This window comes from Streptomyces flaveus (assembly GCF_014647675.1).
Lineage (GTDB): Bacteria > Actinomycetota > Actinomycetes > Streptomycetales > Streptomycetaceae > Streptomyces > Streptomyces flaveus.
In genome coordinates this window covers 38944-51679 of the sequence record NZ_BMPQ01000037.1, presented here as the reverse complement: position 1 = coordinate 51679, position 12736 = coordinate 38944, and the positions used below count along the sequence as shown (strand labels likewise).

The 12736-nt window shown below is 70.1% G+C and carries 10 protein-coding genes; 3 read left to right on the top strand and 7 right to left on the bottom strand.

Annotated elements, in window-relative coordinates:
• Positions 1-179: 179 nt before the first annotated feature.
• From IEZ21_RS40645 to IEZ21_RS40635, 3 genes are all read right to left on the bottom strand, one after another.
• Entirely contained in the window at positions 180-1301 is a 1122-nt protein-coding gene (locus tag IEZ21_RS40645) for a GNAT family N-acetyltransferase (protein WP_189326848.1), read from the bottom strand.
• A gap of 1 nt (position 1302) precedes the next feature.
• Positions 1303-1653, bottom strand: coding sequence for a hypothetical protein (locus IEZ21_RS40640; protein ID WP_246568694.1), 351 nt, complete (start codon positions 1651-1653; stop codon positions 1303-1305).
• Positions 1654-1906: 253 nt separating this feature from the next.
• The gene (locus tag IEZ21_RS40635; RefSeq protein ID WP_189326847.1) at positions 1907-3115 is read right to left on the bottom strand and encodes a S8 family peptidase; all 1209 of its coding nucleotides are present in this window, start codon (positions 3113-3115) and stop codon (positions 1907-1909) included.
• Positions 3116-3430: 315 nt separating this feature from the next.
• Between IEZ21_RS40635 and IEZ21_RS40630 the strand changes: the two genes are divergently transcribed.
• On the top strand, positions 3431-4240 hold the full coding sequence (locus tag IEZ21_RS40630) for an SGNH/GDSL hydrolase family protein (protein WP_189326846.1): 810 nt from the start codon (positions 3431-3433) through the stop codon (positions 4238-4240).
• Positions 4241-4264: 24 nt separating this feature from the next.
• Here the strand turns inward: IEZ21_RS40630 and IEZ21_RS40625 are convergent, their stop codons facing one another.
• The 4 genes from IEZ21_RS40625 to IEZ21_RS40610 all read right to left on the bottom strand — a co-directional run bounded on the left by IEZ21_RS40625 (position 4265) and on the right by IEZ21_RS40610 (position 11058).
• A complete protein-coding gene (locus IEZ21_RS40625) occupies positions 4265-5899 on the bottom strand; it encodes a serine/threonine-protein kinase (protein ID WP_189326845.1) in 1635 nt (544 codons plus the stop codon).
• Positions 5900-5941: 42 nt separating this feature from the next.
• Positions 5942-7678: an urease accessory protein UreH domain-containing protein gene (locus tag IEZ21_RS40620; RefSeq protein WP_189326873.1), complete on the bottom strand. Its 1737-nt coding sequence runs from the start codon at positions 7676-7678 to the stop codon at positions 5942-5944.
• An 83-nt stretch (positions 7679-7761) separates the two neighbouring features.
• Positions 7762-9252 carry a tetratricopeptide repeat protein gene (locus IEZ21_RS40615; RefSeq protein WP_189326844.1) on the bottom strand — a complete coding sequence of 497 codons (1491 nt, stop codon included), beginning with the start codon at positions 9250-9252 and terminating at the stop codon, positions 7762-7764.
• A gap of 246 nt (positions 9253-9498) precedes the next feature.
• Positions 9499-11058, bottom strand: a complete 1560-nt coding sequence (locus tag IEZ21_RS40610; protein ID WP_189326843.1) for a DUF4331 domain-containing protein — start codon at positions 11056-11058, stop codon at positions 9499-9501.
• A gap of 262 nt (positions 11059-11320) precedes the next feature.
• Between IEZ21_RS40610 and IEZ21_RS40605 the strand changes: the two genes are divergently transcribed.
• Together IEZ21_RS40605 and IEZ21_RS40600 are read left to right on the top strand one after the other, a co-directional pair.
• Positions 11321-11863: a sigma-70 family RNA polymerase sigma factor gene (locus IEZ21_RS40605; RefSeq protein WP_189326842.1), complete on the top strand. Its 543-nt coding sequence runs from the start codon at positions 11321-11323 to the stop codon at positions 11861-11863.
• Positions 11860-12675: an anti-sigma factor gene (locus tag IEZ21_RS40600; protein WP_189326841.1), complete on the top strand. Its 816-nt coding sequence runs from the start codon at positions 11860-11862 to the stop codon at positions 12673-12675. Before IEZ21_RS40605 ends, IEZ21_RS40600 begins: the two co-directional genes overlap by 4 nt.
• Positions 12676-12736 lie beyond the last annotated feature (61 nt).

The following is a 12736-nucleotide window of genomic DNA, read 5'->3' as shown; positions in this document are numbered from 1 at the left end:
ACTTGTGGACAGAGCCACTTGTGGACACCGGGCACGGCACCCCCCTACCGCGCCACGCACCGGAAACCATCGCGGTCCTTGAGCCCTCCCCTAGAGCCGCGAGTGATGGACCGGTGCGGGATGAAGACGTATGACGTTATTGACGATTGTGACGTTATGGCAAGACCTGGAACGAGACCTCACATTTTCTTTGGTTTGGTCGTTACCCGGCTCCCCGAACGGATTTGTCCCATCCGTTTGAGGAGTTTGTCGGCCGGCTCGAACAGCTCCGGCCGCGCCAGCACCGCATTCCGCAGCGCCCGGACCGGAGCGCGTCGCGCCCGGTGCCCGAGTGCCACCGGATGGCGGCGCGTCACCAGCCCTTCGGACACGAGGATTTCGCGTGTCTTCAGGGATTCCTTGTATTCCTTCTGCCCCCGGCCCAGATCCAGATAGGCGATACCGTCGGCGGCTGCCGCCTCGGCCATCCGCAGATGCAGGACAAGCCCGGGGGAGTATTTGGAGAATGCCGGATCGTACGCGGGGAACCAGCACGCCAGTACGCGCTCGGAACGCAGCCCGAAGTGCGCGGCGATCGGCTTGCCGTCCGCGTAGAGCACCGACAGGATCCCGGCGAACGACTCGGAGCGGCTGTGGAACAGCTGCCACACCAGCCGGGTGATCCAGTCGTGCGCGAAGCGGTCGCTGCGTCCGGTCCTGCGGTACTGCGCCGACTTCCACGCCATCAGCGTGCGCAGCGCCTTGGGGTCGCGCTCGTCGTGCACATAGCGCACCTCACCGTGGTCCCGGCCGAGCTTGCGCTCCTTGGCGAGCGTCGACTTCGTGAACTTCGGTGACTGGGCGCGCAGTTGGCTCAGATACGCCTCGTACCCCTGGTCGACGTCCATGACCGGGGACGGGAAGCTGCCGGTGGCCGCCGCCTCGAACGGCGTCTGACCCTCGGCCAGATGATCGAACTCCCACACCGCGAGTCCGCAGGCCCGCAGCAACTCCCGCGCGTCCCAGCCGAAGCCGGGCCGGTGCACCACGCCCTGGCAGTCCGAGACGCCGAGCCCTATCGCCCGGCCGACGCCACTCGCGCCGCGCTGGAACGGGAAGAAGGCCGCGGGCTCCCCGTTCTCCCGGACGACCGCTATCCGTACGCCCCGCCGGCAACGTCCTACCGCGAGCGCGAACTCCGGTGACAGGAACGGGTTCGCCAGCTCGGGCGAGCCGTTGAGGTGGGCCTTCGACTGCAGAGCCGACCACGCCACCCTGTCGGCGGCGCTCAGTTCGCCGGGGCGGTACACGCTGATGTCCACGTCAGGAAGCCCGTCTTCTCACCGTACGGCCGCGCAACCGCCGTACCACGACCAGCAGAAGCATGAGTGAGCTGAGCGCGGCAACGACCGCGATTCCGCCCCGGACCGACCACTGGTGGACCGCGAGCATGCCCTGGGCGACCAGGATGTTGACCGCTACCGCTGCGGACAAAGACGCCACGATGCGGCCGAACGGTTCCAGTCCGCGCAAATTGGCGGCAACCGCGGTCCCGGGCGCGGCCAGCAGGAAGAACAGCGTGAACGGCGCGCGCAGCGGTGAGTCGACGTCGACGAATGCCAGCACCGCACCGACCCCCGCGATCGCCGCGGCGGCCCCCGCGAGCAGTGGCAACAGGTCCCTCCCCGGATCCTGTCGCGACGGCCCGTCTCTGCCTGTGGAAGATGCGTCTGATGAAGATGGGTCTGATGAAGATGACTTGGTACGCATGGTCTGCATTGGCGTCTTTGCCCCCCGAAGCGCCGGATGCCGGGCTTCAATGTCGCTCAGCGGGCAGGGAGACGTCAAGATGCGGAAGCGCCAAGTACGAGTTCCCCGGAGGAAGGAATCCTCCGGGGAACTCGCGATCATCTGGGGTGAGTTGGGGCTACGGGACGAGCTTCAGCAGCTTGTTGGGAGAGCCGCTGCCGGGGCTGGTGACCACGTTCGAGGTCGCACCGGCCACCAGGGCCGAGGCCACCGCTGCGGGCGAGGCCGAGGTGTGGTTCGCCAGGTAGACCGCCGCGGCGCCCGCGACGTGTGGGGTCGCCATGGACGTACCGGAGATGGTGTTGGTGGCGGTGTCGCCGGTGTTCCATCCCGCGGTGATCGAGACGCCCGGCGCGAAGATGTCCAGCACGGAGCCGAAGTTGGAGAAGCTGGCCTTGGCGTCCGTGTTGCTGGTCGCGCCGACGGTGATCGCCGAGGCGACGCGGGCGGGGGAGTACGAGGAGGCGTTGGCGCCGGAGTTGCCGGCCGCGACCGCGTAGGTCACGCCGCTCGCGATGGAGTTCGCGACGGCCGTGTCCAGGGCGGTGGAGGCGCCGCCGCCGAGCGACATGTTGGCGACCGACGGGCCGCTGGCGTTCTCGGTGACCCACTCGATGCCGGCGACGACGCCCGCGGTGGTGCCGGAACCGGCGTTGTTGAGCACGCGCACCCCCACGATGTCCGCTTTCTTGGCGACGCCGTAGGTGGAGCCCGCGATGGTCGTGGCCACATGCGTGCCGTGACCGTTGCCGTCCTGCGCGGTCGTGTCGCCGTCCACGGCGTCGTAACCGTCCGCGGCCCGCCCGCTGATCTCGCCGTGCGTGATCCGTACGCCGGTGTCGATGACGTACACGGTCACACCGCTGCCCGCCGAGTCCGGGTAGGTGTACGTGGTCGACAGCGGCAGCGCGGACTGGTCGATGCGGTCCAGGCCCCAGGGGGCGTTGGACTGCGTGGTGTCGGCGAGTCGCACCCGCTGGTTCTGCTCGACCGAGGCCACGGACGGATCGGCGGCGAGTCTCTTGGCCTCGGCCGCCGTGAGCGTCGCCGTGTAGCCGTTGAGCGCGGTGTCGAAGGTCTTCTTCACCGTGCCGCCGTACTCGTTGATCAGTCCCTTGCCCTGAGTGGAAGCGGCCTTGAAGCCCGCGCTCTTCTTCAGCGTGACGATGTAGCTGCCCTTGATCGCGGTGGGGGAGTCCGCCGCGAGTACCCGGCCCTGGGCCGGGGCGGCCTGGGCGGGCAGCGCGGTGACCGCTGCCAGCAGGGCGGCGGTGGCGACGGTCGTGGTCGCGGCGATCCGGATCTTCTTGCTGCGCAGTTGTGCCATTACGAGGGAGTCCTCCTCTAGGCAGCGCGCGCCAGGGTGGGGGCGCACGTCTGTGGGGGGTGCGCGCGTGATCGCGCGCACAACCAGGAGCGTTGCGTTCCGCTACCGGCTGAGACACCAGCGTGATCCGAACCGCCGTGCAGCTCAAGGGAGTTGAGACTTTGTCATGTTTACGTCATGTGAAGGAAATGAAACGCAAGGTGATGTGCGGTGTGACTCCCAGTAAGTTCGGGAAAGTATTGGCATGGACACTTCCCGTCAACTGTGTGCGGTGGTACGCAAGTTGTGGCAGAGATCCTGCTATAGGGAGGTTCCATGAGACGTTCCCGACTTGCGGCATACGCCACCTCACTCCTCCTCGCCGCCGCTTCCGCCCTCACCGGGGCCACGGCGGCGCAGGCGTCCGAAAACGCCGCTGCGACCGGCTATGTGGCCCTCGGCGACTCCTACTCCTCCGGGGTCGGCGCGGGCAGCTACATCGGATCCAGCGGCGAATGCAAGCGCAGTACGAAGGCGTACCCGCACCTCTGGGCCGCCGCCAACTCACCCTCGTCGTTCCACTTCACGGCATGCTCGGGCGCTCGTACGGGTGATGTTGTGGCCGGTCAGCTGGGCCCGCTCGGATCCGGCACCGGTCTCGTCTCCATCACCATCGGAGGCAACGACGCCGGTTTCTCCGACGTCATGACGACCTGTGTGCTCCAGTCCGAGAGCGCCTGCGCCGCCCGCATCAACACGGCGAAGGCGTACGTCGACTCGACGCTGCCCGGCCGACTCGACTCCGTCTACTCGGCGATCAGCGCAAAGGCTCCGGCGGCCCATGTGGTCGTCCTGGGCTACCCCCGCTTCTACAAACTCAGCGGCAGCTGCGCGGCCGGCATGACCGAGGGCGAACGGTCCGCCATCAACAACGCCGCCGACTACCTGAACAGCGCCATCGCCAAGCGTGCCGCCGACCACGGCTTCACCTTCGGCGACGTCGTGCCCGCCTTCACCGGACACGAGATCTGCTCCGGCAGCCCCTGGCTGCACAGCGTCAACTGGCTGAACATCGGCGAGTCGTACCACCCGAAGGCGGCCGGACAGTCCGGCGGTTATCTGCCCGTGCTCAAGAGCGTGGCCTGACCGCCAAGTTGTGAGACGCGCCGCTTACGGCGTAGGGGAGGCCCCGTCCGTTGTCGGGGTCTCCGTCTCGCACGTCACCGAGAACGCCACCGAGTCGGACGTCGTATGCACGGGGCTACGGACCTCGACGCTCATCTCGTTCTCGTACGTACCGTCTTCGTTGTCCCCCGTCTCCACATGGTTGACCTGCTGGGACGTGTCGCCGTCGGAGAACGACAGCGTCTTCCAGCCCGGGTCCGAGGGTTCGCCGCTCTTCGTGACCCACCGGTAGTCGACCTCCGCCGGGGCGCGGCCCACCGTGATCGTCGCCGTGAACGTGGGCGCCTCTGCCTCCGGCGGCGGACAGGCGCCGCTGTACTGCGTGTTGTTGCCCGACAGCGACACCTCGACGGTCTGGGGAGGCGGAGAGCTCGTCCGGCCGCCGTCCGTCGAGCCACCGTTCGTGCCGTTCGTGCCCGAGGTCTCGCTGGTGGTCGTACCGCCGTCGTCCCCCCCTCCGCTCGTACCGCCGTTGTCACCGCCGCCGTTGGTGGAGCCGCCATCGCCGGTTCCGCCCGTGGCGCCACCGGTGGTGCTGCTGCTCTCTTCGCCCCCTCCGTTGTCGTTGAGCAGGGCGTACGTCAGTCCCGCGAAGGCGAGCGCGAGGGCGACCAGGCCCGCGATCAGGACGACCGTGGCGCGCCGCGGGTGTGCGGGCTCCGCGGTGGTGGTCGTGGAGGTCGGGGCACGGGACGGGACGGGAGCGGCGGGCGGGGTGTGCGGTGCGGGCGGGGTCGGCTGGGGGAGGGCCGCGACGGTCGGCGCGTAGGCGGCGGCTGCCGTGCGAGGCGTGCCATCCGCCGCGATGAGGCGCAGGTCCTCCTCGGCGGCTTCCCCCGAGAGCCGCTCGGCCGGATCCTTGCGCAACAGGCCCTCGATGACCGGGGCCAGCGGGCCCGCACGGCGCGGCGGCGGCAGCTCCTCGTCGACGACCGCGCGCAGGGTGCTGAGCGGGGTGTCCTGGCGGAACGGCGAGTTGCCCTCGACCGCCGCGTACAGCATCACGCCGAGCGACCACAGGTCCGACTCGGGACCCGGCGTGCGCCCCAGCGCCCGCTCCGGGGCGAGGAACTCCGGCGAGCCGATCACCTCGCCGGTCATGGTGAGCGCGGAGCTGCCCTCGACCATGGCGATGCCGAAGTCGGTGAGGATGATGCGGTCGTCGTTCGACATCAGTACGTTGCCGGGCTTCACGTCGCGGTGCAGCACCCCGGCCTCGTGCGCGGCGCGCAGGGCGGCCAGCACCTCGGCGCCGATGTGCGCGGTGCGCTGCGGCGACAGCGGACCCTCGGCGTCCAGGAGATCGTAGAGAGAGATGCCGCGGACCAGCTCCATCACGATCCAGGGGCGGCCCTCCTCCATGGCCACGTCGTACACCGTCACCACGTTCCGGTGCGCGACGCGGGCCGCGGCCCAGGCCTCGCGCTCCAGGCGCGCGTACATCCGCTCCACCTCGGGGGTGGGCAGCCCGGCCGGGGCGCGTACCTCCTTGACGGCGACCTCGCGGTGCAGCACCTCGTCACGGGCGCGCCAGACGGTCCCCATCCCGCCCTCGCCCAGCGGGGACAGCAGGCGGTAACGCCCCGCGATCACCCGTTCACTGCGTGCCTCATCCGACACGACGCCCCCATTCGCAAACGCACCATTCTGAACAAAAGTAGCTCAACCCAGTGCGGTTGCCGCCCCCTGGAGCACCAATCCAGCCCCAAGGGCCACGACGAGGCACGCGGAGCCGAGGGCGACGTTCCTGCGCACCAGCGCGGCCATCGGACCGCCGGTCCAGCGGGGGCCGTCGGCCAGCACGCGGCTGACCCTGCTGCCCAGCTTGACCACGGCGACCGCGGCCGCCGTCAGGGTCAGGGCGAGTCCGACGCCGTACGCGAGGACGAGCAGGAACCCGAACCAGGCCTTGCCGAGCGCGGCGGCCCCCACCAGGACGACGACAGCCGAAGGGCTCGGCACCAACCCGCCCGCGAAGCCGAGCAGGATCGTGCCGCGCAGGGTGGGCGCGATCTCGTGGGTGTGGGTGAAGCCGCCGTGGGTGTGCGTGTGGGTGTGGTTGGCGTGGGTGTGCTTGTGATCGTGGGTGTGGTCGTGACCGTGTGCGTGTTGGTGATCGTGTCGGTCTGCGTGCGAGTGGTGGTGTCCGGTCGTTCGGGGTTCGCTGTGCGCGGGGGCTTCCAGGAGCGCTGACGCATGGCCGTGCGCAGACGTGGTGTCCGCCTGGGCGTGTGCGAGCACGAGAGGTCGCTCGTGCCGCTCGGCGTGTTCGTGGGCGTCCCCGTGGTGATGGGCGTCGTCGTGCGCGTCCGTGTGGGGGTGGTCGTGCGGGCGCTCAGGTTCGTGATCGTGATCGTGGGTGTGGCCGTGTTCGTGCTCATGGTCGGGCACAGGAGGGTGCCCGTGCCCATGGGCCCGGTTCCGCCAGGCCTTTCGTACGAGCGTCAGGCCCGCCGCCGTCACCAGGACGCCGCTCGCGATACCCAGCCACGTCACCACCGAAGGAGCCGCTGCCGAGCCGGCCGTGACCAGCAGGCCCAGCGCGACCACGCCCAAGGTGTGGGTGACGGTCACCGACGCGGCCAGGGGCAGGACGTCGCGCAGGCCGGCCCGGCCGCCGCGTGCCGCGGCCGTCGCGGCCATCAGCGTCTTGCCGTGACCCGGCGCGAGCGCGTGCATGGCGCCCAGGCCCACCGCGATGACCAGGGCCAGCGCCGCGAAGCCCGTGCTCAGGTCGTGGCGGGCCACCAGGTCGTCCAGGGCGCGGGTGAACCGGTCGGCGCCGCGGGGCAGTACGGAGGAGGCGGGGGCGTCGGAGTTCTCCTCGGCGAGGGCGGGTCCGCCGGGGCGGGCCTTCAGGGACGCGGTCGCCGTGTCCTCCGGCGACTGCAGCAACTCCTCGGGGTAGCTGGTCAGTTCGCGGGACACGGACTTCGTGGGGACGTCCGAGGAGGTGAGGGTCATCCGGTCGCCGCGCGCGGTGACCTCACGCCAGCCGGGACCGTTGACGACGGAGGCGCGAAAGCCGACGGAGGCCTCTCCCGCCGGCAGCGGTGCCGTCCAACGGCACTCCACCCGGAGCGTGTCGAGCCCGGCCTGCCCGGGACGCACACGTACGCGGCTCTCGCCGACGTCCAGCGCGACCTCGCGCCCGGCCACGGTCACCCGGCTCTTCCCGGCCGCCGTCGCGCACCGCTCCCGGGCCCAGCTCTCCTTGCCCGCCTCCTTGATCCGGGGCTTGGCCTGGGTCGCCGGGATCTCCGCGAGGTCCTCCACGTGGTCGATCCGCAGCTTCTCGGGACCGATGACGAGTCCGTCGTACCGGTTGACGGTGAAGTTCCCGAGCGGGTGCGCGGCCGCGGTCCCCGTGGGGACGAGCAGCAGGGCGAGGGTGCCCATGAGAACGGCCACGCAGGCGGCGAACCGGCGACGGGGCAGCGAGTTCTTCAGGCTCTTGCGGCTCTTGAGGCCTGCGGCTGCGCTCACTTGGCACCGCCCAGCTCGTCCAGGGCCGTACGGGCCGCCTTCGCTCCCACCGGGGAGAAGCCCGGGTTGAGTTCCAGTGCCGACGACAGGCTGTCGCGGGCTTCCTTCTCGTTGCCGTTGGCGTGTTCGATCATGCCGCGGTGGTAGAGGAAGGTGGCGTCCCGGTAGCCGGTGGCCGTGGCGCGGCGGGCGTAGGGGAGGGCTTCCTCGTCGCGGCCGTTGACGTGCAGGGCCCAGGCTAGGGCGTCCGCGGTGTGCACGGTCTCGCGGCGGTCCCACTCCGCCTTCGCGGCGCGCAGGGCGGACTTGCGGTCGCCGTGGTCCGCCGCCGCGAGGGCCGTGTCGAGGTCGGCGTTGACGCCGTTCGCGCGGGCCAGCGCGGTCCACGCGTCGACCAGGGCGTACTGGTCGCGGGCCTTCGTCTTGTCGCCCTCGGCGCCGCGGGCCTCGTACAACTCGCCCAGCGCGACCAGCGGGCCGGGCAACGGGAAGCCGGCCACGACCTCCTCCATGCCGCGGATCGCCGCCGCCTGGTCGCCGCTCGCGGCCTGGGCGCGGGCGCGGCCCTCCAGAGCGGGGAGGTACGTGCTGTCGGCCCGCAGCGCCCGCGCGTAGTGCTTCAGCGCGGTCTCGTACTCGCCCTCACGCCAGGCGAGCTGGCCGAGCGAGGTCGCCACGTACGCCACGTCTCCGGGGGCGGTGGCACTGGTGAGCGCCTGCTCCAGGACGCGCCGCGCGGTGGGTACGTCGCCGCGCAGCTCGCGTACGTAGGCGTACCGGGTGAACACGGGGATGCCGGGGCGACGGGCGTCGGCCTCGTCGGAGGCCTTCGACGCCTCGTCGTAGCGGCCGAGTTCGACCAGGGCGTCGATCCGCGAGGACAACGCCCGCTCGTTGTACGGGTTCTGCTCCAGCGCGTCGTCCGAGTACCGCAGCGCCCCGGGGAAGTCGTGCCGCGCGGCGGCCAGCGCCGCCCGGCCCGCGAGCGCCGGGTCGTTGTCGGGCCGCAGCTTCAGCGAACGGTCCAGCGCGCGCTGCGCCTGCGGATACCGCGACGGGTCGCCGTTGGTGCGCGCCTGTTCGACGTACGCGACACCGAGCGTGGCCCACCCGCTGAAGTCCTTGGGCTGCGCCTTCAGATGCCCCTGAAGCGCGGAGATGCTGTCGTTCAGATTGCCCCCCGCCAACAACTCGGGCGCAGTCCCGGGCACGGAGGCCACGGCCCTCACCCCACCATCATCCCGGGACCCCATCACGACGGCTCCGGCGGTCATCGCAACGGCGAGGGCAACAGCACAAGCGGCCAGCCGCACCACCCGAGCCCTCCGCGATTCCGGCGCCGCCTCGGGGCGACCCGGGGCGGCGCCCGGTGTGGGCTCCTCCGTGGCTTGGGGAGTGTCCTCGCCCTCGGCGGGCGCGGAGGCATCGGTGGAAGCCGCCTGCTGGTCGGGCTCGGTGGCGCCGTCCTCGGTCTTGCGCGGGGACATGCCCTCTCCTCAATGTCCTGAAGGTGCGGTTGTACGGGGTGAAGGCGCGGCCCGCGCCGTGGGGGATGGTGGTTGCGGGCCGCGCCAGTTTGGGGGTGGCTAAGAAGTCCGGTGCGGTACCCGCGCCCCGAAGGAGGCCGCAGGCCCCTTCAGGGGCGCGGGGCTGTATCCGCTTTGCGGCTCCGCCGCGTGGGCGCGACCAGCCACAACGGACCCGCAGTTCCGAACCGCCCTTCCGCGGAGCGGCTAGTAGTAGCCGCTCATCCGCCGTCGGCTGCGCCACCACATGAGCCCCGTGCCGATCAGCAGGAAGCCGGCCGCGCCCGACACCGCCGACACGGCGATCAGCGTGGTGTCGTCCATGCCGCCGATGTTGCCGCTGCTCGTGCCCGCCGGCGTCAGCGCGTCGCCGAGCTGGTTGCGTACGTCGCCCTTGGTGCCGTCCGTACCCTTGGCCAGCGGACCGCGCGAACCCTCGGTCGGCAGAGCGACGTACGGGAAGGCCTTCTCGAAGTCCTTGTCGTTCTTGTCGACCGCGTCGCCCAAGTCGTTCTTGGCGCCGAGCAGTTCACCCTCGACGACCTGAAGCGAGGCGTCGATCACGTCGTCGGTGAGCCGACGCCCGTTGGGGAAGCCCGCGTTGTCGCCGTCCAGCACACCGAGCCGCTTCGGTTCGGCCGCCGGCTTGATCGAGGTGTTGAGCCGCAGCATCTCCGAAGGCCGTACGTGCGGCGGCTGGTTGAGGTCCGGAACACCCTTCAGGAAGACGTCCACGAGGTCGTTCCTGGGCTCGTCCGGCGCAGGGATCTTGTAGATCGCCTCGATGAGCTTCGGCAGCTCCGGTTCGGTCACGTTCTTGAGGAACTGCGCGTCGTCCCACGGAGCGGACGCGTTGAACGTGTCCTTGTCCTTGATCGGGTTGACGACCTCGTTCACCAGCGGGTTACCGAGCCGCGAGACCTGCCGGAAGTGCCCGTCCGCGCCCTTGCGGTTCGTGGTCGCCCAGATCCCGACGACCGGCTGCTTGGCCGACTCCTGGATGAACTCGTTCGGCAGCTGCAGGGCGATGGAGTTGACGTTGTATTCCTTGAGGGTGTCGTTGCCGACCTCCGACAGGTTCCCGCCGTACAGCAGGTCGAAGACCCGCAGGTCCGCGAAGAACGGGTCGTCCGCCTGACCCGCGAAGGTCTTGGCGTCGTACGACCCCAGCTCCTTGACCGCCTGGTCACGCAGCTTGGCGTAGTCCGGCATCGACGCCTTGCCGACGTTCGACGGCGCGACCGGCACATCGTCCGCGACGTACGTCCGCTTCACGGCCTTCTGGTCCTTCAGCTGCAGCAGCTGGAGGTCGTAGGTCTGCGTGATGTTCAGGTCGGGGTCGTCCAGGCTCTCGACCGGCCCCGTGTTGTACAGGAAGCTCTTGTCGTTCTTGACGTGCGTGTCGAACGTGTACCGGAACAGCAGATCGCCCTGCGCGTCCCCGTCCTTGTCGATGTGGATGTCGTACTGGGCGTCCTCCGCGAACGTGTAGAAGTTCGGTCCGCCCGCCGGCTCCTCGAACGGGATCACGTTCGCCACGATCGTCGTCGTGTCCGGGGTGTCGGGGCTCGCGAACGCGTACAGGTCCGTGTTGTCGAACTGCGGCGTCCCCGAGATCAGCGGGGCCTCCCGGTGGCTGGAGGCAGTCGCCTCTTCCGGTTCGAGCGCGGTCACGCCGGCGGCTGCTAGCCCCCCGGCAGCCAGCGCCCCACAGACGAGGGTCGTGAGGCTCCTGTGTCCCACGATCCTGCGGATGTTAGGTGTCATGCCGTCCGTCCTCTGTTACAAGCTGCGTTCCCGCGGTTCTGGCGAGAGGCGACGGACGGTGTGGTCCGCTCGGCCCTGGCGCTCGTTGCCGCGTGTTTTGTTGCCTGACACACGCCATTCGGTGCCGTCGGGCGGGCGGATTGGTTTGAGTTTCACCTGTGTTTTTCGACGAGTTGATCTGTGGACCCATCCGAACGGGTGCCCGCGCCGAATGCTTGACTGTCGGGACAGGCCGACACGCGGCCGGGAGAGGGGGTTACGGGTGCAGGCGGACGAACTTCTGGTGCTCGTGGCCAAAGGCGACCAGAAGGCTTTCGAGGATCTGTACGGACTGGTGTCCGGACCGGTCTTCGGTCTGGTGCGCCGCGTGGTGCGGGACCCGGCCCAGTCGGAGGAGGTGGCCCAGGAGGTGCTCCTCGAACTCTGGCGCTCCGCCGCCCGCTACGACCCCGGCCGAGGCAGCGCCCTCGCCTGGGTCCTCACCCTCGCGCACCGCCGCGCGGTCGACAGGGTCCGCAGCGCCCGCGCGGCCGGCGAACGCGAGATGCGTGAGGCCCAGCGTGCCAGCGGACCCGCCTTCGACCAGGTCGCCGAGGAGGTCGAGGCCGGTCTCGAACGCGAATGGGTACGCCGCTGCCTGGACCGGCTCACCGCACTGCAACGCCAGTCCGTCACTCTCGCCTACTACGACGGCTACACGTACCGTGAAGTGGCCGAGCGGCTCTCCTTGCCGCTCGGCACGGTCAAGACGCGCATGCGCGACGGACTCACGCGGCTGCGCGAATGCCTGGGAGGTGCCGTATGACCGTCCTCTTCAGGCGCAGCGAAATGCACTCGCTGGCCGCCCCGTACGCCCTCGACGCGCTGGAACCCCGCGAACACCAGCGTTTCGAGAAGCACCTGAAGCGCTGCGACAGCTGCGCCGCCGAGGTGCGCCTCCTGCGCGAGGACGCGGTCCGCCTCGCCTGGAACACGGCCGCCCCGGCCCCGGCCGCGATGCGCAACCGGGTCCTCATGGCCGTACGGACCACACCCCAGGAGGCCGCGCCGGGGCAGACCGCCCTGGGGCCGCAGCCGCACCCGCGCGCCGCACAGCAGCCGCTGCCCGGGATGCGTGCACAGCGGCCGCGCCCCTCGCGGCTGCACGGCCTGTTGTCCCCGCTCGCCGCCACCACTGCCGCGGCGGCGCTCGTCGTCGCCGCGCTGTTCGGCGTCCAGGCCTCCCGCACCCAGGACCAGCTCGACCAGGAGCGGACCCAGGCACGTGAGATCGCCAACATTCTCGCGGCGCCGGACGCCGCCGCGAGCGCCGGACAGGTCGCGAACGGCCAGAGCATCAACGTCGTCGCGTCCGCCTCGGAGCGCGCCGCCGTGGTCACACCCGCGGGCCTCGGCAGACCTACGAACGGAAGGGTTCACCAACTGTGGCTCATGCGACCAGAGGTCCAACCGCGCTCCCTGGGCCTGTTCGACGGCGACACGCCCTTGCTCGCCACCGACTTGAATCCGGACGCGACCTCACTCGCCGTCACCGTCGAGCCGCAGGGCGGCTCTCCACAGCCCACATCTGCCCCAGTTGTCCAACTCGCCCTGAATTCGGTTGGATTCGGAGAGTAATCGTCAGAGTAATCGTCAACGGCCTTACGAAGAAGGTGAATCCTGCGCCCGGGATACACGA